General features: G+C 43.0%; 19 protein-coding genes and 1 pseudogene. 12 read left to right on the forward strand and 8 right to left on the reverse strand.

The features are described from left to right. The first annotated feature begins 226 nt into the window (after positions 1–226). On the forward strand, positions 227–1,018 hold the full coding sequence (locus ACWYVB_RS17390; protein ID WP_457529568.1) for a hypothetical protein: 792 nt from the start codon (positions 227–229) through the stop codon (positions 1,016–1,018). A 1,104-nt stretch (positions 1,019–2,122) separates the two neighbouring features. On the opposite strand, the gene ACWYVB_RS17395 is transcribed toward ACWYVB_RS17390, so the two are convergent. Further along, a complete protein-coding gene (locus ACWYVB_RS17395; protein ID WP_046225200.1) occupies positions 2,123–2,560 on the reverse strand; it encodes a hypothetical protein in 438 nt (145 codons plus the stop codon). A 587-nt stretch (positions 2,561–3,147) separates the two neighbouring features. Between ACWYVB_RS17395 and ACWYVB_RS17400 the strand changes: the two genes are divergently transcribed. Further along, the gene (locus ACWYVB_RS17400) at positions 3,148–4,227 is read left to right on the forward strand and encodes a hypothetical protein (RefSeq protein WP_457529571.1); all 1,080 of its coding nucleotides are present in this window, start codon (positions 3,148–3,150) and stop codon (positions 4,225–4,227) included. A 176-nt stretch (positions 4,228–4,403) separates the two neighbouring features. On the opposite strand, the gene ACWYVB_RS17405 is transcribed toward ACWYVB_RS17400, so the two are convergent. From ACWYVB_RS17405 to ltrA, 3 genes are all read right to left on the reverse strand, one after another. Next, complete coding sequence (locus tag ACWYVB_RS17405; RefSeq protein ID WP_258512553.1) at positions 4,404–6,665, reverse strand: tetratricopeptide repeat protein; 2,262 nt, start codon at positions 6,663–6,665, stop codon at positions 4,404–4,406. 548 nt (positions 6,666–7,213) lie between these two features. Next, the gene (locus ACWYVB_RS17410) at positions 7,214–8,143 is read right to left on the reverse strand and encodes a PD-(D/E)XK nuclease superfamily protein (protein ID WP_065274219.1); all 930 of its coding nucleotides are present in this window, start codon (positions 8,141–8,143) and stop codon (positions 7,214–7,216) included. A 236-nt stretch (positions 8,144–8,379) separates the two neighbouring features. Further along, positions 8,380–9,852, reverse strand: coding sequence for a group II intron reverse transcriptase/maturase (gene ltrA, locus ACWYVB_RS17415; RefSeq protein WP_457529573.1), 1,473 nt, complete (start codon positions 9,850–9,852; stop codon positions 8,380–8,382). 842 nt (positions 9,853–10,694) lie between these two features. Between ltrA and ACWYVB_RS17420 the strand changes: the two genes are divergently transcribed. Then, on the forward strand, positions 10,695–11,081 hold the full coding sequence (locus ACWYVB_RS17420; protein ID WP_005392195.1) for an HVO_A0114 family putative DNA-binding protein: 387 nt from the start codon (positions 10,695–10,697) through the stop codon (positions 11,079–11,081). A 13-nt stretch (positions 11,082–11,094) separates the two neighbouring features. Here ACWYVB_RS17420 and ACWYVB_RS17425 read toward each other — a convergent pair whose 3' ends face one another. Beyond that, a complete protein-coding gene (locus ACWYVB_RS17425; protein ID WP_234702564.1) occupies positions 11,095–11,382 on the reverse strand; it encodes a hypothetical protein in 288 nt (95 codons plus the stop codon). Positions 11,383–11,701: 319 nt separating this feature from the next. Between ACWYVB_RS17425 and ACWYVB_RS17430 the strand changes: the two genes are divergently transcribed. Together ACWYVB_RS17430 and ACWYVB_RS17435 are read left to right on the forward strand one after the other, a co-directional pair. Further along, positions 11,702–12,496 (forward strand): metallophosphoesterase, encoded by a 795-nt coding sequence (locus ACWYVB_RS17430; RefSeq protein WP_005392197.1) that lies wholly within the window; start codon positions 11,702–11,704, stop codon positions 12,494–12,496. A gap of 288 nt (positions 12,497–12,784) precedes the next feature. After that, positions 12,785–14,116, forward strand: a complete 1,332-nt coding sequence (locus tag ACWYVB_RS17435) for an ATP-binding protein (RefSeq protein ID WP_005392198.1) — start codon at positions 12,785–12,787, stop codon at positions 14,114–14,116. A 50-nt stretch (positions 14,117–14,166) separates the two neighbouring features. Here the strand turns inward: ACWYVB_RS17435 and ACWYVB_RS17440 are convergent, their stop codons facing one another. Beyond that, entirely contained in the window at positions 14,167–15,534 is a 1,368-nt protein-coding gene (locus ACWYVB_RS17440) for a tyrosine-type recombinase/integrase (RefSeq protein ID WP_005392199.1), read from the reverse strand. Positions 15,535–16,083: 549 nt separating this feature from the next. Between ACWYVB_RS17440 and ACWYVB_RS17445 the strand changes: the two are divergent. The 3 genes and pseudogenes from ACWYVB_RS17445 to ACWYVB_RS17455 form a co-directional block, all read left to right on the forward strand. Continuing rightward, a pseudogene (locus ACWYVB_RS17445) lies at positions 16,084–16,230 on the forward strand (AHH domain-containing protein); the annotation flags it as partial. A gap of 226 nt (positions 16,231–16,456) precedes the next feature. After that, positions 16,457–17,047: a hypothetical protein gene (locus ACWYVB_RS17450; protein ID WP_005392203.1), complete on the forward strand. Its 591-nt coding sequence runs from the start codon at positions 16,457–16,459 to the stop codon at positions 17,045–17,047. A 327-nt stretch (positions 17,048–17,374) separates the two neighbouring features. Then, positions 17,375–18,178: a MetQ/NlpA family ABC transporter substrate-binding protein gene (locus ACWYVB_RS17455; RefSeq protein ID WP_005392206.1), complete on the forward strand. Its 804-nt coding sequence runs from the start codon at positions 17,375–17,377 to the stop codon at positions 18,176–18,178. Positions 18,179–18,272: 94 nt separating this feature from the next. Here ACWYVB_RS17455 and ACWYVB_RS17460 read toward each other — a convergent pair whose 3' ends face one another. Then, on the reverse strand, positions 18,273–18,548 hold the full coding sequence (locus ACWYVB_RS17460) for a hypothetical protein (RefSeq protein WP_005392208.1): 276 nt from the start codon (positions 18,546–18,548) through the stop codon (positions 18,273–18,275). Between the two features lie 229 nt (positions 18,549–18,777). Here ACWYVB_RS17460 and ACWYVB_RS17465 point away from each other — a divergent pair, with 229 nt between their 5' ends. Further along, positions 18,778–19,827: a DUF4382 domain-containing protein gene (locus tag ACWYVB_RS17465; protein WP_005392211.1), complete on the forward strand. Its 1,050-nt coding sequence runs from the start codon at positions 18,778–18,780 to the stop codon at positions 19,825–19,827. A 53-nt stretch (positions 19,828–19,880) separates the two neighbouring features. On the opposite strand, the gene ACWYVB_RS17470 is transcribed toward ACWYVB_RS17465, so the two are convergent. Next, positions 19,881–20,600, reverse strand: coding sequence for an SIMPL domain-containing protein (locus tag ACWYVB_RS17470; RefSeq protein WP_005392213.1), 720 nt, complete (start codon positions 20,598–20,600; stop codon positions 19,881–19,883). Positions 20,601–20,879: 279 nt separating this feature from the next. Between ACWYVB_RS17470 and ACWYVB_RS17475 the strand changes: the two genes are divergently transcribed. The 3 genes from ACWYVB_RS17475 (at position 20,880) to ACWYVB_RS17485 (ending at position 25,484) form a co-directional block, all read left to right on the forward strand. Next, positions 20,880–21,032 carry a hypothetical protein gene (locus tag ACWYVB_RS17475; protein WP_457529578.1) on the forward strand — a complete coding sequence of 51 codons (153 nt, stop codon included), beginning with the start codon at positions 20,880–20,882 and terminating at the stop codon, positions 21,030–21,032. Positions 21,033–21,168: 136 nt separating this feature from the next. After that, positions 21,169–22,917, forward strand: a complete 1,749-nt coding sequence (locus ACWYVB_RS17480) for a lysophospholipid acyltransferase family protein (RefSeq protein ID WP_457529580.1) — start codon at positions 21,169–21,171, stop codon at positions 22,915–22,917. A gap of 614 nt (positions 22,918–23,531) precedes the next feature. Next, positions 23,532–25,484 (forward strand): PTS mannitol transporter subunit IICBA, encoded by a 1,953-nt coding sequence (locus tag ACWYVB_RS17485; protein WP_457529582.1) that lies wholly within the window; start codon positions 23,532–23,534, stop codon positions 25,482–25,484. Positions 25,485–25,594 lie beyond the last annotated feature (110 nt).

The raw sequence follows: 25,594 nt of genomic DNA on the forward strand, positions 1-25,594 counted from the left end.
TGGCCCACGTTATGCTTATACCGAGCTTGCCTACCCTGACGACAGTGGTGTCATTTTTGAAGAATACGTACCACTAGGCATGGTAAGTGAAGATGTATGGGATTCGCTTTATGAGCGCTATAAAAACAAACTGAAAGAACATGCCGAGTTCGCCCAATAACTCTTGTGTGTCTTACCTCTAATCAAAATTAAGCAAATAATTGTCAATAAAAGGAACAAAGAAAAAATGACCGCGACAATTTCAGTCAGCAAAAGTGCGATATTTGAGCTAATCATGGCTAGTTTAGAAGCTTATGCTGTAAAACATCAGGGCAGCAAGAGTATTTCTGTAGAAACCGCCGCTCACCTTTGGGGGTACGTGAACAAAACACATCCATTTAAATGTACGATAAATCATGTCTCTGTAGAGACGTCTGCAAAGCGAAAGCGCTCTTCAGTTGAATTTAGCTCTGAATCTCTTTTGATTAAGAAAGACATCGCGAAAGTGTTCGGAGACCAGTACCAATATATAGGAACCGCTCATTCTCACCCTTATTTGCGGGAAGAAAGCATCGATGCCGCAAGAATTAGAAAAGACAAGTTGTATGAATTATCTGATACTGATCATAAATGTGAGATTGGATATCCCGAAATTGAGGTGACTGGTAAATCGTACAGTGTAGCTTTGGTACTAACGGTTCATTCGATGCTTAAGGCTGATGATAGAAAAGATGGAACAAGCTTCGGAGAACCACTTATCGAGTTTTCTCTCGGCAATATCAAATTCTGGCTGTATGGCCGAGTTTTTGAGCATAAATCGAAGTCATCTTTGAGCGACGAGGAACGTCATTCTTATGAACGTTATAAGTTGGCCCTAAGTAATGTTCCCAACGATAAAATAGTTCCTGTGCCTCTAGAGACTGTGTTAGAAAGTGGTGTTTTTATAGATACATTGTGTAAAGACTTTGGCAGATTGAGATTTTTAGATAATGAATCAGAATATGATTTAGCCACTGTTGCAGAGCGTAGATGGGGATAACGTTCCTGGCGTAGTCTCAGCTTACGCTTGTTTTGTTAGCGGCACTGGTTCAAGTGCTGCTATATCGTCTAAGATGTTTCACATTCTAAGTTTGTAGTTCTAACTCGCTTTTGTCCCCGAGTGGACTAAATCACCCAGTGTCGTAGACCTGAAGCAAGAGCTAAAGGATAGACCTACTACAACTGTTACGGTTACTGAACCAAGCAAAGGTTTCAACTTCTTCACTCCATTCAAGACAGAAGAACAACTCAAAAAAGCATACAAGAGCTTATCTCTTGCGTATCACCCTGACAGAGGCGGTGACATAGAGATAATGAAAGAGCTTAACGACCAATACAAAGCTGCTTCAGCTAACTAAATAACTGGAACTAACTTACTGGAAAAAGTGCAGTGCTATGGAGTTGGACGCTAAAGGCAGTATTTACAAAAATGCGGCGAATTCGACTCGACAGTTTCGGATAGGGCTATCCGAGTATTTTCTCTCATTGCAAGCGGTGTGAGAGCTGACCAATCACATGTGGGATCTGTGTAGCTTTACAGCTTTAAAATAAGAGCCTGTTATATAAGAGCTTCCGATTAGTATTATCCCATATTTGATTGTGATCTCATGGGCTGGCAGCTTCGTTCTATCTATGTTCACCTTCAGGCTGTCCCTGCGCGAAATCAACCAATCGCTAGATAACTCTGGTTCTGACGATTTGATAGATAGAGTTAGCTCACACTCTTTTTTACCAAGGCTGGCATTTACTACATGAAACAAGTTCATTCTGTCTTCAGAGTTTAGCTTATCAATATACCGAACAAATTCCTCCACTTTAGGCTCCTTCTTAGAATTCAGTAACGATGGATTAAGACAGAGATTTCTTTAAATCCAAACTGCTTTGTGTTTCCAAACTACCTTTAGAAGGTAGGCTTTGGTGTGTATGATGGTGGCTTTGATGTGATGGACGCACCTCCCTTCTAACATTGCTGTACCACACTACAGGTACAGCCATTAACGGGCGATGAGCGAATTTTAGAGCGGGTGTTCTATGGCGCTTTGTCCCTGAGTAATACTATACACCGATTAATTGAAAAGAGGGGACGTCTCCATCCCCTCTAAGCCTATCCATAGTACGTATCGTCCATACTGTAACCACCAAGTTTTGATAGAGCTTCGCTTTCTTCTTCTGTATGCGGGGTATTTAACATTCTGAAATACTCACCCATTTTCATTTGAAATGCTGCACTTTCGATAACCTCTCTAGGTACATCAGGAAGCTTTGAAGAAAAAATGTCAATAATCGTAGTTTGAAGTTGATCATCATCACAGAACAAATATAGCTCTTCAGCAGTATCGGAGGCATGACAAGACTTTGCGAAAAAGGTGAGGCCACTATGGCCTTTATGGCCTAAAGCGTGAGAAAGCCAATCATTTCTCTTGAAAGCTGAAATTAGAGAAGTTTCTGATTCATCAGAAATCAGAACTGCGAACTGTTTAGCTGATTCTTTAAGCTGTTTAAGCTGTGAAGGGTAAACTGGATACTTGTTTTTTTTAGACATACATCAATCCTCGTTTATTGGGCTAAAGACATGCAATGTGACTCTCACGCACTATTCCCAATGAGCACTGATTCATTAGTTAAGTAGAAAGCGCCTTGACCACGAGTCAGGTCTAGGTGGCGTCAAACCTAGCCTGTAAGGTATCAGGTGGATAATAAGTGTGTCAATGGCCTTACAGTAGCCTCCACAACTTGCTTTTGTTCCATAGCTGGGTTGTTAAATGCTAATCCTGTTCTGGAAGCCTCTGATGGCATTGACGACTTTCTTGAGGTACCGTCAACGCATGTGTCGGAATTAGAACCAAGCTACTTGTACTGGTAACAAAAACCTCACAAGATCGTATGAAATTTCAAAACTGGCAAGACTTGTAATTTGTCAACACCAAGGTGTAATAGCTTACCTCAATGGCGTTTGAGCTAGCTCAGATTTGGACAATTTCGTTTCAGTGACTTTACTAAATTAGTAGAGTATGGATAACTTCAAGTATAGAAAATTCGAAAAACTCAGCCGCTATAATTGGTGGTGCGGTTTAGCATGGCCCCTTTATGATGGACAGTGCTTTAAACGAGGATGGAGATTAAATCGTTATGTTGGTCACTAAAGTAATTAGGCTGTTTGATCGAGTTCAATTCCCACTTCACCATGCTTGGTTGAAGCTTTTATCTGAAGCTATAGATGGCAGCGTGCTCGATAAACCATTACTCGATGAAGCCAACTGTATAACAAGTGCAATGGGTTTAGAGTATGTAGCGATCTTGAATTCATTGCTTGAAGATCACCCTGATGTGTTTAGTGAGTTCTTGAGCCTGAAGGTTTGTGTGAAAAAACGTAAGTCAGTTGAAGGTGCTGAGTTTTCAACGAATATAGAGTTTATCGAGTCAAAACTCGCTAAATATAACACGACAAAAACTCCTCAAGAGCAAAGAATCGAGCAACAAAAAGCACAGGAACAAAAGCTAAAACAGCGGCAAATAGCGTCTGACAAGATGTTTGCAGATCTTAGAGCTAAGTATGATAAGCAATTCATCGACTTCCCCTCACTCAATATTAGTTCGATTCGTAGGCACTCTAAAGCAGCTTATATTCTCACGACTCTCAACAAAGGTATGATCACTGATGCCGACTACTTGTGGCTTAAGCAGAAGGGCTTTGAGAATGATCAGGTGAATAGCATGTATTACCTTCGTCGCGCAGAGAACTCCAAGCGAATATGGAATACGACCAATAAGCCGTGGAACTTGGTTAATGCTCTTGCTGATTATCGTAAAGCAGATAAGGCAAAAACAGCCCTAACCTTGGTGAATAAGCACTTTCCATTCAAATTTGCGAATGGAAATAAGAAGTTAAAATCTGCTTTGCTTGCTACGGCTGGCGGTGTTAAACGTGATTTAAATATGCTAGAACAAGCTATCGAATTTGGCATACAGGCTCATGAATTGACTCTACAGGACTACCGCCCATGCACTTTGATTGGTGCGTGCAAAATGTTGAGTGGAGATATCTCCCAAGGTCATGAGTGGTATCAAAAAGCGATTAACCGTGGTTTTGAATCTGATTCTTATGAGCAAGAAATACGCTCTATATATATGCGAGCTAAAGCTAATGACAGAGCAAAAATCAGGAAATTGCTCATGAGTGATGGATGGTGCTACAAGTGGCTCAAATAGTAATTATGACATTTCAAGTTAGATATACTAATAAGACATGCAATAGCATCTAGCTAGCTTTGGGGCAGAGGTGTGTTTGCCATAGCCAGTTAAATAACCCCTGACAAACGCTCTGATAGAGGAAACGTTGCAAACTGTATTATCTTCTGACTCTATAAACCTAATTTATGGGCATTCTAATCAGAGCTGGGGGTTAGCTCTGATGCAACTAATGAATCTACCCAATGGCTTCGAGCTTGCTCGTACATATCACAGATCACCTGCTCGGTAACGAGGAGAGATACCTCCTCGGCCTTTGCGAGTGTTTTCTCGATGTGCTTCATATCGCTACGTTGCTGCGCATGGGCATTTAAGATATGGCAATACATTACCAATTGGCCGCGGTAGAACCCACTGCGCTGCCACAATGCTAACCCCTCCTCCGCTCGCTCAATGGCTTGTTGATACTCACACTTAAGCAAGTGCTTACGGGCAAGGCCATTTAGACAATCGGTGTAGGAGTGGTGCAGATCATTTTGCGCTGCGATTGCCTTGGTTTGGCGTAGCAATTCAATCGACTCATCGATCTGGCCTAGGTACTCCATCGCTGTACTCATTGATAGATTGATGTAGATGGTTTCAGCGGTATTATCCAACGCTTTGGCGATTACCAGTGCTTCTTGATAATCTTGATAGCTCTTTTGGAAATACTCGCTGTCTTGAGTTTCTAACCCTAACGAAAGGTAGCAAAGCCCACGTTGCGTCATGGCGCGGCAGCGGATCATTTCAAGGTGAGAACGGTGCGCCTCTTCAATGAGGGGATCGATGATGGTAAGGGCTTTTGACGTCTGGCCATGTTGCCTTAGCGTCATAGCAATCTGCACCTTCGCCTCCCCAATTGCCTCTGGAGAGCTGCCGATAGCGGCAAGGTCTTCAAACACGGATAGCGCCTCATCCATACGACACTGCTGTTGGTACAGCTTACCGCTCAGGTGCAGGAAGTCCTCTCGGTCTTTCTCCGAGATCTGCGCACTTTCAAGGTAGTGCTGGGCTTCGATGAAGTTTTTGTAGCCTAGCTGAGCCTCACCATTGATGCCGTTGATCTGGTCGGCATAATAGTAAAATAGGCACGTCAGTGCGGTGTTTTTTGATTCATCAGACTGATGGTCGAGCAAGGCTCGCTTCATCAATGGATTGATCGAAAATGCCTGTCCGGGCAAGGTCTGGATAAACGAGTGCTGAGTCAACCTATCCAGTTCGGTAGCTGGGTATCCGGTATTGTATTGCCGGATCATATATTGAAAAAGTTGGCTATCGAAGTGCCGACAGTTTGCCAGCACTTTCAGGGTTGCACTCTCCGCTCGGTCTAGGTAGCGGATAAATCTATCTAAGATCTCTCTCTGAGTCTTGCCCTGAAAATCATCCGGCGTTGGGGTTCGTAATATAGTGAACTTAATTTTTTGATAGGTATCAACAGAGACATCAAGGTAAAAGGGAACCCCCTTGCTGTTCTCGACGATAACATCAACGATTTCAGAATCTTGGATATCACAGCTTTCCAAAAAATAGCGCGCATCGTTTTCAGAGAGTGACTCGAGGATGTGCGAATCCAACACCTCTGCCCAATCGGACTGGTACTCTGACCATCTCAGCTTGTCTCGACCAGCAATCACAAACAGCACGTTGGGATGATGGGTAATCCACTCACGCACCCACTCATCGACTGAAAAAAAGTGCCCCTCACGATAAGCGTTGTCCCACATTGCCTCGTATGAGTCGATAAAGACACACAGCTTTTGTGCATCATCCTTATCTAACGCAGCATTCAAGTCTTCAGCCAGCATCATAGGCAGGCGCTCTGCGATTTGCTGTGGAGTTAGATTTGGTAGCTCTGTGAAGATACGGCTGCCCGCCGAACTCCACCAGCGCTCTAGGACGTTCACGCTTTTTTTGCCCAATACGGCTAGCTTAGTCACTACGCTAGCAACTGGTAGTGCCTCTAGCGTCTCGACCATGGCTTGAGCGATGTCTGTCATCAGATCAGAGGTTTGCAGATATTCTAGGCTAGGGTCGTTGATGGTGATATCGGGGTTTACCTTTTGCAGATAGATCAGGTAGGCAAAATCAAAGGAGCGAAAGCTCGGCTTGGGCTTAAACTGTTGGGCTAAGGTTTGGCGCAATGAGCGGAGGCAAAAAGCGCAATCTTGATAAGCGGGGTCTTCCATGTCGATACGTACATGGCACCAGTCACTGGTTAGAGATTCACTTTTCGAGAGCTCTTTAAGCAATCGAGATTTGCCAATACCGCCAAAACCATAAAAATTAATGACGCTATGCTCAGTGGAGTCAAAGTTATGGATTGCCTTTCTGAATGTCTCCCTCGGAAGCTCTCGGTCGGTGAAGATGCGTTGAGCCTTAATTGGGGCACTATTGAATGTGTGTTTAGGTTTAAGAGCCATCGAATTCCTTTCTCGACTATGCCGGTACGTTTAGGGAGGATATCGCCTTGGACAAATGTGTGCCCTAGACCCTGCCCCAATCATAAATGATTCTTGCGGGAAGTCATGGTTGGCTAGAATATATCAACTAAACATTTGATCTGAATCGATTTGGGCGGCAGCTATGTATTATTACCCCACGTTGTCTAGAATGATGTTTACTGCGGGGTATCGCTCGACTTTATAAGTGAAAAACTACCATCCTTATTTTCGGTCCATATGATTTCGTCACCTTGCTACCAATTGAGATCCTTTAGATAATCGTCAGAGATCTCGAAGTAGTGCTCGCCTTGCTCGGTTACTTTTATCGGTACTCTCATAGGTTGACCTTTTCTTAAACAAGTATTCGACAATCAGCACTATAGAATCATAATGAAAACTAAGTCAAATGATGCATATTAGGCTTGACGTAAACAATAGGTTTCAGCACGGAATGGGGCATTTCTGTGTTTCATGCCCCATCAGCAAGCCTCTAGATATAAGTTTTCCTGAGCATCGTTTCTTTAACGTCACACAGAAGGGTGATTTACCATCCACGAATGCAACTGCTGGGCTTTATTTAGTGCGATACTAATTTCTTCCAATACTGAGTCAAAACTCTGTTCTGCGATTGATATTTGAGGTAATGGTGTTTCTATGTTTACTGATTTTCCCGACTTTATGATTCGATATCCACTACGTTCCAAACCTTCAAATTGACTTTTGATATCATCAAAACTGTCTGCTTGGCCTAGAAACTGCAACTTGATGACTTTGCCGTAGATCTGGTGAATGATTCGTATTTTTTTATTTATTGGATCGGGGTAGAAATGAATCCAGTCGTGCCCATTAGCTCGGGGTTTTGATTGCTCGGGATTCAATTGAGGAAAATGTTCTGAGACATAAGCTAAGTATTTTTGTGCAAATTCTGTTGTTTTGGGGCAAACCGTCGCAACGTAACCCCTTCTGTTTTTCTCAATAGCATCTCTTAATGTCTGCGCCTTATAGAGTCCTCGCTTATCACCTTGGGCAGCAAGGTAAACCATTATTTCTTCATATGAAATGGCAGCGTCGTACGGCTCCGCATTTCGAGCAATATATGCCTTTGGGGCAATGATACATGTTCTAAAATCTTGCCAAAGACCATCTTCTAAACCTCTGTTACCCCTAAGCCTGTATCTCTCTCCTTGTTGAGCCTGAGCTGAAGCATCAATCTTATTTTCAATAAGTATTGCTTGTGAAGATAAGTCATCTGATTGATAGATATAAACTAAGTCTGACTCGCCTAGGTTAGTATCTACGACAGAGTGCCAAGCACCGAGCGTTTTCACTGAGGTTATTTCTTCTCGAACACGACAAACAAACCATTGAGCAAATGAGTCGGAAACATTAAGCTCCTCTAGCACTAATAGGTCAACATCTCGCTCGTTAACACTCTGAAATGTATTTAATTCTTTCATTAGCCATAGCTTTCCTATAGTCGTTATTGTAAGCACCCACTTCCCTAGACATTACATAGATAAGAAAAAGTAGGTCAAATCACCTCATTATGATTTGTGAGGTTAAGCGCGGCTGGCAAGGAAAGGTCGGGTGGACGACACTTGTTACCAAGTGCCGTCTCCCTAAGAACCCAGCGTGCAACTTTCACTGCACTGGGCTCAAGCCTCCACTAAGGCATCGTTTGATACCCAGCAACTCACAAAGCAGTTGGAACAGGTTCAATCCAAGAGTTACGTGCTTGTCTTTTTGACTTCCGCTTAGCCAAGTATTCTTGATAGTCGGGGTCATAAGGGATTGCGGCACTTCGGATTTTCACGTGTCGTTCTATTGGCACTTTCGCAATTTGGAACAGATTGAACTGACAATCCATGTTCATGATTTTCTGCCAACCATGAAATTGCCATTGGCCTTTTCGATTGAGAAAATACTTATGAACAACCCAGTCTTTAGACTTGGTTGGATGACGTCTAACTGCCCAGTGCCATAGTGCTTGGAATAGTTTGTGGTCTACATACCCGAATACTTGTTTAGCAACGCAGTGGCGGTAGTAATTCGCCCATCCTCTGAGTTTTGGATTTATCAGTTTGATAAGATCATTAACGGGGATAGTTGCGTGCTTTTTGATAAGCTCACGTAAATTTCTCAAAAATAACAGTGTGTTGAACTTGCTCGGTTTAATGAGCAATTTCCCTTTGTACTTCCTATGGTTGAAGCCCAGAAAGTCAAAACCATCATCAATATGAGTAATCTTCGTTTTCTCTTCGGATAGGGTTAACCCTCTTTCAGCCAGAAAGTCAGCAATCAACGGTTTGATATCGCTCACTAGCACTTCCTTTGAAGAGCAAGTGACCACGAAATCATCAGCGTAACCAATGAAATTGGCTTTAGCTCCTTTTGTCAGTGCTGTGGATTTTACGCGTTGCTCTAGTCCTGCAAGGGTCATTAGCATCAAGGTTGGAGATATTATCCCTCCTTGTGGTGTACCCTCATCGGTGTCGTAGAACAGGCCTTTATCCACAAAGCCAGACTTCAGCCATTGCTCTAACATACGTTTATCTACGGTGATATTTTCCATAAGCCATTGATGCCCGATTTTATCGAAGCAAGCTTTAATATCGCCCTCAAGAACCCATTTTGCTGATTTCTTCTGTGCCAAACATATAAAGCACTGACTAATGGCATCAGCGGTGCTGCGGTTTGGTCTGAAACCATAACTATTGAGGTCGGCTAGTGTTTCAGAAACAGGCTCTAGTGCAAGCAGGTGGAGCGCTTGTTGCGCTCTATCTATCATACACGGAATACCTAGAGGTCTGAGTTTGCCATTCTTTTTAGGGATGTAGATCCGTTTGAGTGGTTTTGCTTTGTAAGTCTTGCGACTCAGTTGATTAACCGCTTTCATACGGCGTGCATCTGTGTTCCAGATGACACCATCTATTCCAGGCGTTTTACTGCCTTTGTTTTGAGAGACTCGCTTAACTGCCAAAAATTTAGCAGAGCGAGAATGAGTCAAGAGCCACTGTAAGGATTTCACCTTACCGTATTTCTTTTCTCTCGTTGCTTTTGCGATACGCATTTGAAGCTTTAATACGTGCGCTTCAGCGGATTTCCAGTCAATAGACTGCCACTGAGCACCGTCAGAAGATGCACTAATCTCTTTCGAGATCATCATTTGCTTTTCTCCTTAAATAAAGTTCTTCAAATTCTCTCGCAAAGGGAGACCAGTCGGAAGTGGGCTCACTTTCGTGATCAGGCATGAGCCTGTATCTGCATCATTACAATGCAACTTTCGCTTTTTCCGACCTCCTCTACCTGCATCACTATCGGCCACAAAGGCTTTCCCTTAGGGAGTGATACAGGCTTACCCTGTTCCGTACGTTACGTAAAATGTCAGGTTAGATGCCCACTCTAGTGCGGGGAGCGTATCGATCACGAAAGAGCATTGCCCAATCTCTTTCCGACTCCCATTGTCTTTTTGGCTACAGCGTAATAACCACTTCCGCTGCTTCATCGTATAACGCACCTTAAATGGATTCACTTACGTTCATCATACTGACTACCTAGCACTCACCCGATTTGTGGTTATCAGGAGGATCTTCTTCTCACGATTCAAATCCCGAACGGGATATTCCCGCTCTTCGTTACATTGTCTGAGCCGCTGCTTTATTCAGGCTCATAGGTTCATCTGGTGATACAGAGGGTTCACTCATAAAGCGGTGAACAACGCTTCATACGACTTCAGGTCGCACGGGCACAAACGAGTTATAGTTGGTGCTCAAAATCTGTGATCAAAATCGTGCACTTCGGATAAGTTGAATTGTATAAAACCAAGTAAACGAGTCTAACCGAAGCATGTCTATAAAGTCGGTGGCTATTCAGATATCGTTGTTTCTCTTGACCTCTCTGTCATGAAAATGGCGTCCATTCGCATAGCGAATATAACTATCCACTTTTTCTTTCAGAACAGCGTCGTATACACTAGGGTTCCGTTACTTCATTCTGAGAAGGATACCCATGAAAGCTCGCATTGGGGTTGCATCGGAAGATCTCATTCGTAGGCATATGATTAGTGTGGCCGCAGGCAACATTAGCCATAACAAGCATCTACCGACGCTTTGGTTCACGTCACTAAATGAAGCCTCAAAGCTACTGTGTAATGAGAATATCGAACTAATGCTGCTGATCAATAGAGAAAAGCCTGAAAGTCTAGCTGAGCTTGCGGAGATTAGCGGTCATCATATCCGCGAACTCTCACGAACTCTCGACGACTTATCATCAAAAGGATTCATCCAGTTAGAGGAAAAAGGCAACGCTTGCCGCCCTATTGCTGTATTTACTGACTTTGAGATTATTCTCGGCAAAGAATTAGAGAATACACTGCAAGAAGGCTATCTTGCATGATACCGAACACTCGTTACTGCGGCGCATGCCGCTTGGGTAGCACAGCTTCATGCAGTGCAGACTCGAATGGTGATTGTTCTTGATACTTTCCGTCTAGGCCAACTTGATAGCCATCGATGATCTCTTCCAGTTCTATTTTGAGGGCTTCAGTTACTTCAACTAGCTTATCAGTATTGGTAAAGATAGCGTGATCAAGCAAGTCAAGAAGTCCATTTAGCGTAACCTTACTATCCTTTGATTCGGCTTGCTCGTTATCACTTCTTGTAGCCTTAGCCTCGTTCTTCATATCAGCCTCGCTCATAAAAATGCCTGCCGTACACACGGCTGTAGCACAATTACACTCTCGCCAGCCTCTGAGAAGTTTCCTCAGCAAAAAATCTTAACTGTTTACAATAAAAACGATTAATTTCAGACAGTTATAAACCACTAAGATTTAGACACTAAAAGTTAGTGTCTAAATCTTAGTGCCGAAAAATCAAACAAAGCGTCCAATCATTGTCTTCCATGGAGGTTTCACTTTAAGCTACTGATGTTAAAGCACTTAGCGTATGTGCTCACTTCTCTAATCTAAAAAACCCCTGTACCATGGAGAAGTCAATCAACTCCAAGGTCATGATAGTTTGAAGTTTTACGTTGTTTCCGATCTGCATCTCGACATTCACGGAATACGCCGTGATTTCTGGTATAGCTTCGATAACGAAGCCACTTTAGTCGTTGCAGGTGACACAGCGAACGGCCTCTTAGGCATGGCGTATGTGAAGAATGTACTTTGCCGCCACTTTAAGACTGTGATAATGATTGCAGGAAACCATGAATGGTATAGCAATAAGAGTAAATCCTACCGCCATAGAAGTACGTCCGTTGGGTGCAAATCTAGTGCTAACTCTGACGTTCTCAAAGATTCTAGGGGTTCCGTACTAGCCAAGCTTAAGGCTCATAGTGATACAACTGAAAACCTGTTCTTTTTGAATAATGAGTCAATTGATTTAGATGGATATAGCATTTATGGGGGAACTCTTTGGTTTCCTATTCACACATACTCGTCTACACTGATTGATGCGTACTCAGAACTGATGAATGATACAAAGTACATCAGCCATCAAATGATTGAAGAGCAGCACAAAGCATTCATTAACAACTTTCCAGAGAAAGTTGATATAGCAATATCTCACCACCTTCCATCTAAAGAAGCTTTTGCTTTCGAGCAAAATGCCAGCAGCGATTATGCTCCGTATTATCATGCAGGGTTGAGTAATGAGTTGATCTCAAGAGCTAGGTATTGGGTTGCAGGGCATCAACATGATGCTGTAGAGAAAGTGATCGCTGACGGTAGTACCACATTCATTTCTAACCCCAAGGGTTCTGTCAGCTTATTAACTAGTGGATTACTTACTAATAAAGCTTATTACCTATAAGAGCTAGACAGCAAGAAACTTCGGCATCTGAAAGTCCGTTAGGGCTTTCTCGCTGCGATAATTGATCACCTTGCCAAGCAACCAATCAGAAATGATGCATAGATTCATCACCTCCCTTCACAATCCCAACACTATCATTCTCACAAATACACACATAACACTTTTACGCGCATAAAAGTGTTATTTAATACATTTTTATGCGCATTTAAATGTTAATGCTTGCATTTTATTGCGCATTTTTATGTAATAAACAATTGACCAGATAAGCACTTTAACTGAGGTGGCTAGATGAAACGAACACTACTTGAAAACCTACTCACCTGGAAAGACAAGCCGACAAGGAAGCCTTTGCTGATTGACGGTGCTAGACAAACTGGTAAAACATTCCTATTGCAGGAACTATTAGGAAGTACATTCGAAAATGTCCTAAGAATCGATTTTCTAGAAAGCCCTGAGTTAATGGAAGCCTTTTCAGGCTCTCTAAACCCTGATGACATCATCACCAACATTGAACTCTTAACAGGAGAAATCTTCGAACCATCGACAGATCTCCTTATTTTAGATGAAATTGGTGAATGTCCAAGAGCGGTCACCTCTCTTAAGTACTTTGCAGAAAAGGCTCCCAAAGCTTATGTTGCGGCCAGTGGTTCAAATATCGGATTGCTCACGTCCTTTCCCGTTGGAAAAGTTGAGCAGCACAACTTAAGGCCACTGACTTTCAGGGAATTCTTGTGGGCATCTGGAGAAAAAGCACTTCACAAAGCATTTGACCAAAAGCTGAACTCTTCAGCTGCTCATACAAAATTAATCGAACTACTGACCGATTATTATTTTGTTGGCGGCATGCCTGAAGCCGTAAACTCATGGTTCGAAAACTCAGAACTCAGTATTATTGAACGCATTGAAGCCGTATCTGAAGTCCATAGGAACTTAATTGAGGGCTACATGCGTGATTTCGGAAAGTACTCTGGAAAAGTGGACGCACAGCTAATCGAATCTGTATTTCGAAGCATTCCCGCTCAACTATCTTCGGTATTCGACGACTCCGTTAAACGGTTTAAGTTCAAGGGAGTTCACGAACGCAAGTCTCGCTATGCTGAATATGAAAGTGCGATTACATGGCTTCACAAGTGTCGGCTTGCTTTAAAAAACCATCCTATTGAAGGACAGCCTCGTTCTCCTTTAGCTGCTTATCAGAAGGAAAATACAGTTAAACTATTTCTCTTTGATGTCGGGCTATTGAACCATATGCTCGGTACTGGTTACCGTGAAATCAAACAGCAAGGCTATGAATACAAGGGATATGTCGCCGAAAACTATGTTCAACAGGAAATCGCTGCGCTAGGTATTGAACCAAGTTTCTCTTGGGGAGACGCAAGAGCAGAGATAGAGTTCATTATCGCTGATGACCTAGGTCGAATTGTGCCTGTAGAAGTAAAGAGTGGTAAGCGAACCCGTGCGAAATCATTGCAATCCTACATCGAGAAGTGCAAACCCCACAAGACAATCAAACTTACAGGTACTCAAGGCTCTCCAGCAACAGAGAAGGAGCACATCGTGATGCCGCTTTACTACACCGAATACTTACTTGATCACCTGAATGATCTAGACAAGAACTAGGTAGTAACAAAATTAACAGAAAGCCCCAGTGGGGCTTTCAAAAACAATCTTTATTTAAGATTAGCTCTTAGCGACTGAGTACTTTTAATGTCTGGAAAAGGTAACGTTTCAGCGGAAGGTACAACTGACAACGCTGGTGGAACATACCCAATCAACTCTTTCAATTTACTGCTCCAAATTTCAAGCCCACCTAACTTATCGTCAAAATAGTCATAGCGATCATAGTGACGTGTACTCACATCTTGTAACGCGTGATTTTGAATACGATCCCTGACTTCTTTGCTGATTCGGCATGCCCCCATCAAAGTTTTACACGTTCGACGCAAATCCTTAGGCACAAACTTATCGAACCCCACGGCATCGCGATAACGAGTCACTGCACGACAAATTGAGCTAGTCCTCATGGGTTCTTCTGCATCTTTAGGATTTGGAAAAACATATCGTCCACCACCAGAAAGCTCATATTGTTTCTGAAGTATTTCAAAAGCCAATCCGTTCAACGGTACGATATGATCTTTTTTGTTCTTGGAACGTTCTTTGGTAATGCAGACAAATCTTTCTTCCCAATCAACATTCCACCATTCAAGTGTAATCACCTCATACGGTCGTTGCCCCCCTAGATAGATGCACAGTTGAAGTAAGTGCCTCAAATCTTGTCCGATGGGTACAAGATCATAGTTTTCACGAAGATCTTTTAGCAGACGCCGTAACTCTCGCCATTCTAAGAACCTTTCACCAATGCGCTCTCCGTCTTTTTGCTTAGGAATTGGTGCTACTGGATTGTATTTTATGCCAAATTTCGACTCTAAAGAGAAATAGCGAGGATCGTTATCAAAGCGCATCCCATGGTTAAACGCCGCCATCACATAGCTACGTACTCGGTTACTTTGGGTGATAGCTCCGCGCTGGATCATCTTACTAATAACGTATTTAATATCATCAGTCGTTACATCACACGCTTTGGTGTTTCTGTCTATATATGGATAGAATTCTCGTACCAGCGCATTTCGCACGTCTTCATACGTTCTCTTTCCATCTATTTTCATGCGCTCCGTATAGCTATGAAATAGCTCATCAATGGTTCCTAAGCTTTTACTCTCTGCATCAATTTTTTTCTGCTCGCTCTCTTGTTGTTCAAGATGCAATTTAGGATCTTTTCCGCCGAGCAACAGTTGTGAGAAGACCTGGGCTTTCTCGCGAGCTTCTGTAAGAGTCATACTGCCAGCACGTGTACTGAATAAACCGATTGAGATAAATTTTTCTTTCTGTTGCTGGTAGTAGCGAAACACGAACTGCTTTTTCCCACTAGTGAAAATTTTAACTCCCAAACGCCCTGTACCTCGTTGACCTGATTGATCCCAGAGATAATAGGAATTTTTACTACTGGTCGCGGATTGAATTTTAGTAACAGTTAACATTCTGATTTTCTCTTGTCTTTTTTGGCGAAGTTAACTTTCTAGGCCAATAGACATAACCTAAAAGCAGCCAAAAATGATATTGACAGATTTCCTGCCTAAGCAAAGCTAGGTCAGGTAATGGGTCAGACAAGAGAAAAGTGACATGAAAATCAATGCAAACTAACGCAACAAAGACAAACGGATAAACATTTGAATTTAATAGAAATTACCAAGCATTGCATACTCGTAAAAATGAACCTGGTAGGACTCATAATCGATTGGTCCGCAGTTCAAGTCTGCGAGGGGCCACCATTCAAATCAAGCACTTACCGCTTATCCTCTTTTGAATCTTGCCTTTCTATACGTCCCGAGGTACAAAATCAGTACAGTGAGTATTCGGGAGTACTTTTATGGCAACCTTAGTTAAAACCCCTTCAGGCACATGGAAAGCTGTTATTAGAAAAACAGGCTGGCCGACTACATCCAAAACTTTTCGCCTCAAACACGATGTCGAGAATTGGGTAAGAAGAACATAAGCCAACACAAAAACTCGCTAGAAACCTAACCGCAGCAGAACCAAAACCTACTACCAATCACGAAGCTCACCACATTATTCCAGGTAAAGTTCGGTTCAAACAAGCAGCAATTCAGGGAGCTCGACTTGAGCTGCACATGCACCAAATAGGTATAAATGATCCAAGAAATGGGGCTGGATGATTAACTTCAAAAAGAGCAAAGATTTGAATTGGGTTGACCCAAAATCACCGGCACACCGTTCAATACATCGATTTAACTATGAGAGCTGGATCGCAAGAATATTTGTGACTGGTGGTATGACAAAACAGATGGTAATAGCTCGATTAAATAGGATTAAAATGAGCTTGAAGGATGGAGAATACCCTTCAAAGATTACTCAGAAAAAAGATGTAAGTTGGAATGGCTCATGACCGTTTATAGAATCACAGAAGATCCTACTAAGTTTAAAACTCTTTCATTATTGCCTAGTGACCTAGCTGAACAATTAGGTGACTTTGAGCTTGTAAGAGACATACTTCATCAACCTTCGCACAATTCATCACTCCAACCGATATGGGGTAAGGTTAATTCGGAGTTTGCAGATGTTCTCAAGAAAGATTCGGAAACCCCAGATATAAGTATTTGGTGTAATACATTCCTCATATTTTCACCCAAAGCATTCAATTACTTACATAACAAGTTGTCGACATATGGAGAGTTTTTACCAATAAATGTAGGTAGTGAAACTTGGTATTTCTATACAGCACTGACATTCGCAAGAGAGAACAAACAGTTAACGATTCCCAAAGTTGAATACGGTGAATTGATAGGATTCGAGACACTAGCTTTCGACGAAGAAGATACTCAAGATAAATATATCTTCAAGTCACTAGAGGAAGGCCCCGTAAACCTATTCTGTACAGACATATTTCGAGAATTAGTGACCGAACATAAGCTGACAGGTGTTGGTTTTTCAGAGGATCTAACAGGTTTAGATTCCATTGATGAGTCGGTGTAATTTCACTTGTTAGGTTACTTAAACAAGTTAAGGAGAACTTCTGCGTTGGTGACATGACATTCGAAAATCTCAGCTCTGCAGCAACTATCTAATGAGTAATAGTATCTACGCCTAATGCTGCTTCTCGAGGCTCTACACTTCCCGTCAGTAACATTTTTTGACCTTCCACTCAGTTTGGTCAAAAGTTAAGACTCAAAACATCATGCACAATTTTTGTAGCAATTGAAACAAAATGTCCACTCATGATTTAAACCATTGACCCTTTTTCGACTTCTGATAGGATGGACATGTAAACGTATGGACGTCTAAAACAAAAATGGAGCTACAATGAAAAGTATTCGTCACCTAAAGAAACTAGCTTTGGTTCTCACGGCAGTAGTTGGCTTAAGTGCTTGTGGAGAAAAAGATGGCTCTATCATAAAAGTGGGAGCAACCGTAGGGCCTCATGCTCAAGTAGTTGAAGCAGTAGCGAAGGAAGCAGCGAAGCAAGGCTTGAATGTAGAAGTCATCGAGTTTTCTGATTACGTGACACCCAATGCCGCGCTTAGCGATGGTAGCATCGACATTAACAGCTATCAGCACCAACCATTTTTAGACAACTTCAACAATAGTCATGACGCCCAATTAGTGTCGATTGGTCAATCCATTCTGATGCGCATGGGGCTTTATTCTAACAAGTATCGCTCATTACAAGAGCTTCCAAGCAATGCACGCATAGCAATTCCAAACGATCCAACTAATGGTGGTCGTGGCCTATTGCTACTCGCCGATGCAGGTTTAATTGAGCTTAAACAAGGTGTTGGCCACAAAGCCGCCCTAACTGATATTACAAAAAATGCAAAGTCGTTTGAATTTGTCGAGGTAGATGCCGCCCAGTTACCACGAACATTGGATGATGTAGACGCGGCTGCGATCACAATGAACTACGTAATGTCTTCTGGTTTAGACCCGAAGAAACAAAGTATCTATCTTGAAGCAAAAGACGCACCGCTGGCCGTCATGGTCATCGCTACTCGTGACGCAGACAAAAATAATGAAGCGTATAAAAAATTCGTTTCTATTTACCAATCTCAAGCAATTCGTGATTATCTCGATCGTACGTTCAAAGGCACAATAGAAGCAGCTTTTTAATCAATAAAGCAACGAATACTTTGCCCACGAATCAGATAGAAAAGAGGCTAATGTTTTCTCATAGCCTCTTCTTTTCATTACTCACTAAATCGACTCATTGTCGACTTTCAGCCTTTAACTTCATTGCCAAATAAGCTTGGTCAGCAGAAACCAATTCAGGACGGTTAATCAACTTCCAGAGGAAATATGGTGGAATTAAAAATACGATGAAGTAGAGAGATTCATGGAAGAAAACATCGGCTATCGTTTGCTGATGCTCCCAAAGTGCCGTCAGTGCAAAGAGCTCTAACATCACGCCTAATACGCCAAAGACGACAGAGACAACAATCGCTAAACCCAGTAGTTCTCTAATAAAATGCTTGTATGCCATGATACTAATTCCTTCTAGCAATAAGTCATACTAACTTACGCTCATAAGAAAGAAGCCAGCTTGACTATTATCAAACTCCCCTCATCACAGTTAAGAACTTAGTTTTATAAAAAAGGACTTGTATATAGCACCATTGAAGATTGACCTCTCTATCACAATACAATGACATCATTTCTCGACTTTGAGACTAGCCTTTTACATTTATCAGCAGTGTAAACAAGAGGTCATAATGAAAAAATATACTTATCCTTTACTTGCTATCTCAGGTGGTCTTTTATTGACGGGCTGCGGTAGCGACGACTCTTCATCCGATACAGAAGCAGCCACTTTTTCTCTCAGCGTTTCCGATGCGCCTGTCGACGATGCCAACAAAGTCGTCTTAGCGTTTAAAGATGTTGTCCTTGTACCATTTGACCCAGAAACTGGCGAACAGACTGGAGAACATATTCTGTTAGATGTTAGTGACAATGGAACACTACACCAAGTTGATCTAATGGAATATCAGGGAAGTAACGCTAAAACGATCATTAGCGAGCAAGACATCGCTCCTGGTGATTATGCTATGTGTGTGTACGCTAAAGACGGCAAACAATTAAACGATACAACGCTGTCATACGTAGAGAAGACAGACGGCAACATCAAAGGCTTAGTTGTGCCTAGCCGAGGCAGCTGTTTTGGTTTTAAACCAGATACGAGCGATCAAGGTCGCTTGAAGTTTTCACAAAAAGGTCAGTATGTAAAAGTTCATACTGGTCATAATAGCTATGTTGTCGAGTTTGATTTGCGTAAAGGTCTGGCAGATCCAACGGGCAAAGATTACATGAACATGAACTCTAATGCGGTAAGCTTAGTAAACGCATCAGAATCAGGTCATATCGGTGGTGAAGTCAGTGAAATTCAGTATCAAGCGTGTGAAGCAGACAGTGCAGCATCAAATGCAATAAATGACGTTCCTGCCGTTCACTCAGTCTATCTTTACGCAGGTTCGATGGATCGCTCAACCATGGGCGATATGGGCGCGATGGAACCACTCCAAGCGCCAGTTGCAGTAGCTAACGTAAATGAATCGCAAGACGAAGAAGGTAATACAACCTACAGCTACGAGTTTGGTTACATTGGCCCAGGCACCTACAGTATTGGGTACACCTGTACCGCGTATGTTGACACACCAGATAACCATGAAACATCAGAAGATGGCTTCCTGATTTATCAACATTATACACCTGTTGATGTGGTCGAAGGTGAGCATACAGAGCAAGATATCAATCCTATCCTATAGCTCTCGTCTTATCGAAAGCCGCTCACACGATGAGCGGCTTTTTGACTATTATTTTAATCCGATAAGTAATACTGAACGGTTGAGACCACTCGTACTTTCTTAATGTAAGGCGTGTTGCTATCTCGGTCATAAATCGAGAACTGCCCTTGCGTGGCACGTTTGATCTTACCCAATGAACTCTGTGAGTCTTTCGCAAACTTTTGCGCCACTTCGCGGGCGTTTTTCGTCGCCTCTTCGATCATGTCTGGCTTTACATCATTTAGCTTAGTAAAGCTGTACTCAATGCGGTTCGCGTACGGGTCCTGATTCAGCAGTACACCTTGTTTTCCTAGCTCACCAATCTCATTAATTGCCGCTCGAACCACATCGACACTTTGACTATAAACCGTAACCGTCCGCGAGGCTAAATAACGAAACTCGATATCTTGCTCACTCCCGTATTGCTGTGCTTTTCGGTCAATGACAGCAGGAGAAGAAAGGGAAACGCTCGTTTCAGGGAGCCCTTTAGCACTTAAGAAATCCAGAATCAAACGCGTTTGCTGATCGATGTCATCAAACATAGCCCCCATATCATTACTCGCTAAGGTGAACTGAATTGGCCAGATCACTGTATCGGCAGAGTACTCTCGTTCAGACAATCCCTTCACCGTTACCACTCGCTCATAGGCTTTGTATTTGACTGCTGTTTGCTGAATAAAAAAGCCCAATACTCCTAAACCAATTATCAGACACAGCCCGAGCCATATTGACGCTTTATTGGAAATCTTCTCCATTCATCCTCCTAATTTCGCCAAAAGTAACAATTCGTCGTATCGATAACATAGCTCAACTATGGCCAGAAAATGGCGACCTAAAGCCAAGTTTTTGTCATGTCGTTCGAAATGGTGAATAGAATAAATTACAATTGAACGGTGTTTTATTGTGAGTTTTAAGATTATGTTGAAAATAAAATGGCTGGTAGTTCTGAGCGGATTATTTGTCTCAACGGCTTGTTTGAGTACTGACGACTTAGTAATGGATGACAACTCAACACAAGCCCCCCCCAAGCGGGTATGTGCGATGAAGATCAATGCGAAGGGAAACGCTTTGATGGTCGTATTCTTCTAGACAATGAGCCGACCAAACAGGCCTTGAGCTCACTAGAAAGTCTCGGTGAAACGCTCAACTCTCTGAGTATCCTGATGTTTGCTGGCGACAAAACGTAACGCTAATACGTCCCTATCCCCTCGCCTTTGGTCAACAAAGCTTCACCAGTTTGTCACCAAAGGCTCATGGATTTGCCTCTGAACTGTCATCTGTAATTTCTACTATCCGATCAGCCACTTGTATGCTGAGGTAAATATGGATAGTTCAACCCCTTTTCGTCTCCCTCGTAAAACGCCGTTCGGCATTGGTGAAAACGTTGCAGAATGGGCAACGGGTTTAAGTCAGCTCGATAAATTCTACGCCCAACGCCCCGTGAATGCGGATATCAAAACTTTCTTGCGATTTACGCTGGATATTTTGGGGATCGACTATCGCATTGCCCATGGTTCGCTCGACGCAGTGCCAAAGCAAGGCGCAACCGTCATTGTGGCGAATCACCCTCTCGGTTGTGTTGAAGGCGTGATTCTCGCCGAGCTACTATTGATGGTACGAGACGATATCCAAATTTTAGCGAATCAGTACCTAAAAACCGTGCCAGAGCTCGACCAACTTTTTATTGGTGTCGACGTATTCGTGGGCAAAGATGCGGTCAAGTCGAACATGAAGGCACTTAGAGCAGCCAACAAACACCTTGCGAATGGCGGCTTGTTATTGGTTTTCCCTGCGGGTGAAGTGTCAAAGTTGGTGGATGCCAAACAACAGCGTTTAGAAGACAAAGAATGGAGCCGCAGTGTCAGTGCATTAATTCGTAAGAACAAAGCAGTCACTGTTCCCGTCTTCATTCGTGGGCAGAACTCAAAACGCTTCTACATGGCAGGTAAAATCCACCCTCTTTTACGCACCTTGATGTTAGGAAGAGAGCTGCTCAACAAGAGCGCAAAAACCATTGAGTTGTCCTTTGGGCAAGCAATCAAGTTTAAAGAACTCAATAACCTCAATGATGATCAGATCGTCAATTATCTGAGGCTTAACACCTACCTGCTTAACCGCGATGTAAGTGCCACTCAGCAAACGGTCTCAGACAATGCTCTCTTACCTATTGCGGCAGGGTTACCCATAGGCCAATTGCTTGAAGAGCTGCACAGCTTACCGTCAGAAACCCAATTGCTTCAAAGTGGCGAGTTCGACGTATATTGCGCCAGCGCGCAGCAGATCCCATCTCTCCTGCATGAAATTGGCCGCTTGCGAGAACATAATTTCCGTCAAGTTGGCGAAGGAACGGGACAAGCGATAGACATCGATCATTTCGATCATGATTACCTGCACCTATTTGTGTGGGATCGTGAGAACCAATGCATGGTAGGTGCTTACCGTCTTGGATTAGTTGATCAATTATTGGCGAAATATGGCGTCGAGGGATTGTATTCGCGCACCTTGTTCAACTATGACCAAGGCTTTCTCGATCAAATGGGCAAGTCGATTGAAATGGGTCGTTCTGTGATTGCCGAGCAATATCAAAAAAGCATGAGTGCCCTACTCTTACTCTGGAAAGGCATAGCTACTTTTGTCCATCAACATCCCGAATACACGCACTTGTTTGGCCCAGTGAGCATCAGCAACGATTACAGCCATACCGCGCGTCAATTATTGGCACAATCGATGACCCTACACCACTACGACAACGACTGCGCCGAATACGTCACTCCGTCAAATCCACTGCCAGAAACCAACTTAAACTGGAATACCAGCATGCTAACCGCATTGGGAGATTTACAGTTGCTATCTCGCGTGATCGCTCGGATTGACGAAGGCAAAGGCGTTCCGGTATTACTGCGCCAATATTTGAGTTTGAATGGTAAGTTGGTGTGTTTTAACGTCGATCCGGCGTTTAACAACGCACTGGATGGATTGATTATGGTGGATTTACGCGATGTGCCTGAGAAAACGCTTGCACGTTACATGGGCAGTGAAAACGCGCGCGAGTATTTAGCTCTGAATAATTAACCGTCGTCTACAAACGTAGGAGGTATCGCGCTGTTCAAAATCGCTCTAAACAACACAACGCGAGCAGCGTGATGCGTTATTTACCCATAAGACATTAAAAACAAAGTGTTTAGTTAAACTCATCGCAAAAAGGCCAGTCATCTCAAGCTTTAATCCACAAAACGCCAACATCGCACAAACGTTCACGTTATAAACTTTCACAAAACTTCAAAATGGTCATAGATCACATTTTCAATCAAACCTGACTTCAAACAAAATGTGACATTGATCATTTCGAGTATTTAATTTGAATTGAAAAAGAAATTAAAGGTGATCTTAATCACAATGAATTTTTATTTTATATTTGTCAGAAGATCGAATTGATCACTAATATTTTTATTGACAGATTTGAAAGTCATTTTTTGTTATTAAGTTACATATCAATTAATTGATCATCATCACTTAAAAAATGCTTTTCATCCGAAGAAATGCGGGGGTTGATCACGAAAAACCCGTCGTCAGTTCCAATTGGAAAATGTGTGGTAAATTGATTGGGTACTAAGCAATCAAACAAGCGGTTTTGGCGAACCGTTTTACGACAACATATTCATCAGAACATCGAACGGGGAATTGTTATGATATCACCAGATGCCAAGATCAAGATACAAAATTTTGGTCGTTTTCTGTCAAACATGGTAATGCCTAACATCGGCGCGTTTATCGCGTGGGGCTTTATCACTGCTCTATTTATCCCAACCGGATGGCTACCAAATGAGACGTTAGCTTCCATGGTTGGTCCTATGATCACTTACTTGCTGCCACTACTGATCGGTTACACCGGTGGTAAATTAGTGGGCGGCGATCGCGGCGCGGTCGTTGGTGCAATCACTACCATGGGTGTGATTGTCGGTACCGACATCCCAATGTTTATGGGTGCAATGATGGTCGGCCCAATGGGCGGCTGGGCAATCAAAAAATTCGATAACTACATCGACGGTAAAGTAAAAAGCGGCTTCGAGATGTTGGTGAACAACTTCTCTGCGGGCATCATTGGTATGCTGTGCGCCATTTTGGCTTTCTTCCTTATCGGTCCATTTGTCAAAGTGCTTTCAGGCGCATTGGCAGCAGGCGTAAACTTCCTTGTTTCAGCGCACCTTCTGCCACTGACTTCTATTTTTGTTGAGCCAGCGAAGATCCTGTTCCTAAACAACGCGATCAACCACGGCATCTTCTCTCCACTGGGTATTCAGCAAGCGTCTGAAACTGGTCAATCGATCTTCTTCTTGATCGAAGCGAACCCAGGTCCGGGCTTGGGTATCCTGCTGGCTTACATGGTGTTTGGTAAAGGTACGGCTCGTCAAACTGCAGGTGGTGCATCAATCATCCATTTCTTCGGCGGTATCCACGAGATTTACTTCCCATACATCCTAATGAACCCTCGCCTAATCCTTGCGGCTATCGCAGGCGGTATGACTGGCGTATTTGTTCTAACTTTGTTTAACGCAGGTATCGTTTCTCCAGCATCACCAGGTTCAATCTTTGCAATCTTGTTGATGACTCAGAAAGGTTCAATCGTTGGTGTACTAGCGTCTATCGCAGCGGCAACAGGCGTGTCATTCGCCGTAGCAGCACTGCTAATGAAGACACAAACGTCAACAGAAGAAGACGGTGATGAAGCAGCACTAGAGAAAGCAACATCACAAATGAAAGACATGAAATCTGCATCTAAAAACGATGCGGTGGTAAACAGCCAAAGCAAAGGTGACGTAGACCTAGCGACAGTACAAAGCATTATTGTCGCTTGTGATGCGGGCATGGGCTCGAGTGCAATGGGCGCGAGCATGCTACGCAAAAAGGTTCAAGACGCAGGTCTGAACATCCACGTAACCAACCTTGCCATTAACAGCTTACCAGAGAGTGCAGATATCGTGATTACTCATAAAGACTTAACGGATCGTGCACGTAAGCATGCTCCAAACGCAAACCACATTTCATTGACTAACTTCCTAGACAGTGAAATGTACAACCAGCTAGTCACCAAATTACTGGCGGCACAAAACCAATCCGCAGCCAATGACGACCAAATGGTGAAAGTGTCAGTCATGGCGGCGAACGACGACAGCTTTGAGCCACAGCAGCCATCGGTATTCCAAATCCAGCGTGAGAACATTCACCTAGGTTTGAAAGCAGCCAACAAAGAAGAAGCCATTCGCTTTGCAGGCAACAAATTGGTTGAACTTGGCTACGCAGAACCAGAATACGTAGACGCGATGTTTGAGCGTGAAGCGTTGGTTCCAACTTACCTTGGCGAGTCTATCGCGGTTCCTCATGGCACCGTAGAAGCAAAAGACCGCGTGAAGAAAACTGGCATTGTAATCTGCCAATACCCATCGGGTATCCAATTTACTGAAGATGACGACGATGTCGCGAAACTGGTTATCGGCATTGCCGCTAAGAACGATGAGCACATCCAGGTAATCACCACCATAACGAACGCGCTCGATGAGCCGGAAGCAATTGAGAAGCTAACCAGCACCAACGATGTAGAAGAAATTCTTAACATCCTTGGCGGTCAACAAGCGGCTTAATTACTCCTTTAATTTGCTCCTGAGGCAAATGAGGTCAGCTGTCACCCCCTATGCGGTTGGCCTCACCCTAGTTTCGTAAGTCAACATTTTCAGATATTGGTAGGTAAGAA

The sequence above is a fragment of the Vibrio sp. JZG10 genome, assembly GCF_054064075.1.

Bases quoted from the DNA above. Each gene is read 5' to 3' on its own strand.
- ACWYVB_RS17390 (WP_457529568.1), top strand. From the start codon at position 227: ATGACCGCGACAATTTCAGTCAGCAAAAGTGCGATATTTGAGCTAATC.
- ACWYVB_RS17395 (WP_046225200.1), bottom strand. From the start codon at position 2,560: ATGTCTAAAAAAAACAAGTATCCAGTTTACCCTTCACAGCTTAAACAG.
- ACWYVB_RS17400 (WP_457529571.1), top strand. From the start codon at position 3,148: ATGTTGGTCACTAAAGTAATTAGGCTGTTTGATCGAGTTCAATTCCCA.
- ACWYVB_RS17405 (WP_258512553.1), bottom strand. From the start codon at position 6,665: ATGGCTCTTAAACCTAAACACACATTCAATAGTGCCCCAATTAAGGCT.
- ACWYVB_RS17410 (WP_065274219.1), bottom strand. From the start codon at position 8,143: ATGAAAGAATTAAATACATTTCAGAGTGTTAACGAGCGAGATGTTGAC.
- ltrA (WP_457529573.1), bottom strand. From the start codon at position 9,852: ATGATGATCTCGAAAGAGATTAGTGCATCTTCTGACGGTGCTCAGTGG.
- ACWYVB_RS17420 (WP_005392195.1), top strand. From the start codon at position 10,695: ATGAAAGCTCGCATTGGGGTTGCATCGGAAGATCTCATTCGTAGGCAT.
- ACWYVB_RS17425 (WP_234702564.1), bottom strand. From the start codon at position 11,382: ATGAGCGAGGCTGATATGAAGAACGAGGCTAAGGCTACAAGAAGTGAT.
- ACWYVB_RS17435 (WP_005392198.1), top strand. From the start codon at position 12,785: ATGAAACGAACACTACTTGAAAACCTACTCACCTGGAAAGACAAGCCG.
- ACWYVB_RS17440 (WP_005392199.1), bottom strand. From the start codon at position 15,534: ATGTTAACTGTTACTAAAATTCAATCCGCGACCAGTAGTAAAAATTCC.
- ACWYVB_RS17450 (WP_005392203.1), top strand. From the start codon at position 16,457: ATGACCGTTTATAGAATCACAGAAGATCCTACTAAGTTTAAAACTCTT.
- ACWYVB_RS17455 (WP_005392206.1), top strand. From the start codon at position 17,375: ATGAAAAGTATTCGTCACCTAAAGAAACTAGCTTTGGTTCTCACGGCA.
- ACWYVB_RS17460 (WP_005392208.1), bottom strand. From the start codon at position 18,548: ATGGCATACAAGCATTTTATTAGAGAACTACTGGGTTTAGCGATTGTT.
- ACWYVB_RS17465 (WP_005392211.1), top strand. From the start codon at position 18,778: ATGAAAAAATATACTTATCCTTTACTTGCTATCTCAGGTGGTCTTTTA.
- ACWYVB_RS17470 (WP_005392213.1), bottom strand. From the start codon at position 20,600: ATGGAGAAGATTTCCAATAAAGCGTCAATATGGCTCGGGCTGTGTCTG.
- ACWYVB_RS17475 (WP_457529578.1), top strand. From the start codon at position 20,880: ATGTGCGATGAAGATCAATGCGAAGGGAAACGCTTTGATGGTCGTATT.
- ACWYVB_RS17480 (WP_457529580.1), top strand. From the start codon at position 21,169: ATGGATAGTTCAACCCCTTTTCGTCTCCCTCGTAAAACGCCGTTCGGC.
- ACWYVB_RS17485 (WP_457529582.1), top strand. From the start codon at position 23,532: ATGATATCACCAGATGCCAAGATCAAGATACAAAATTTTGGTCGTTTT.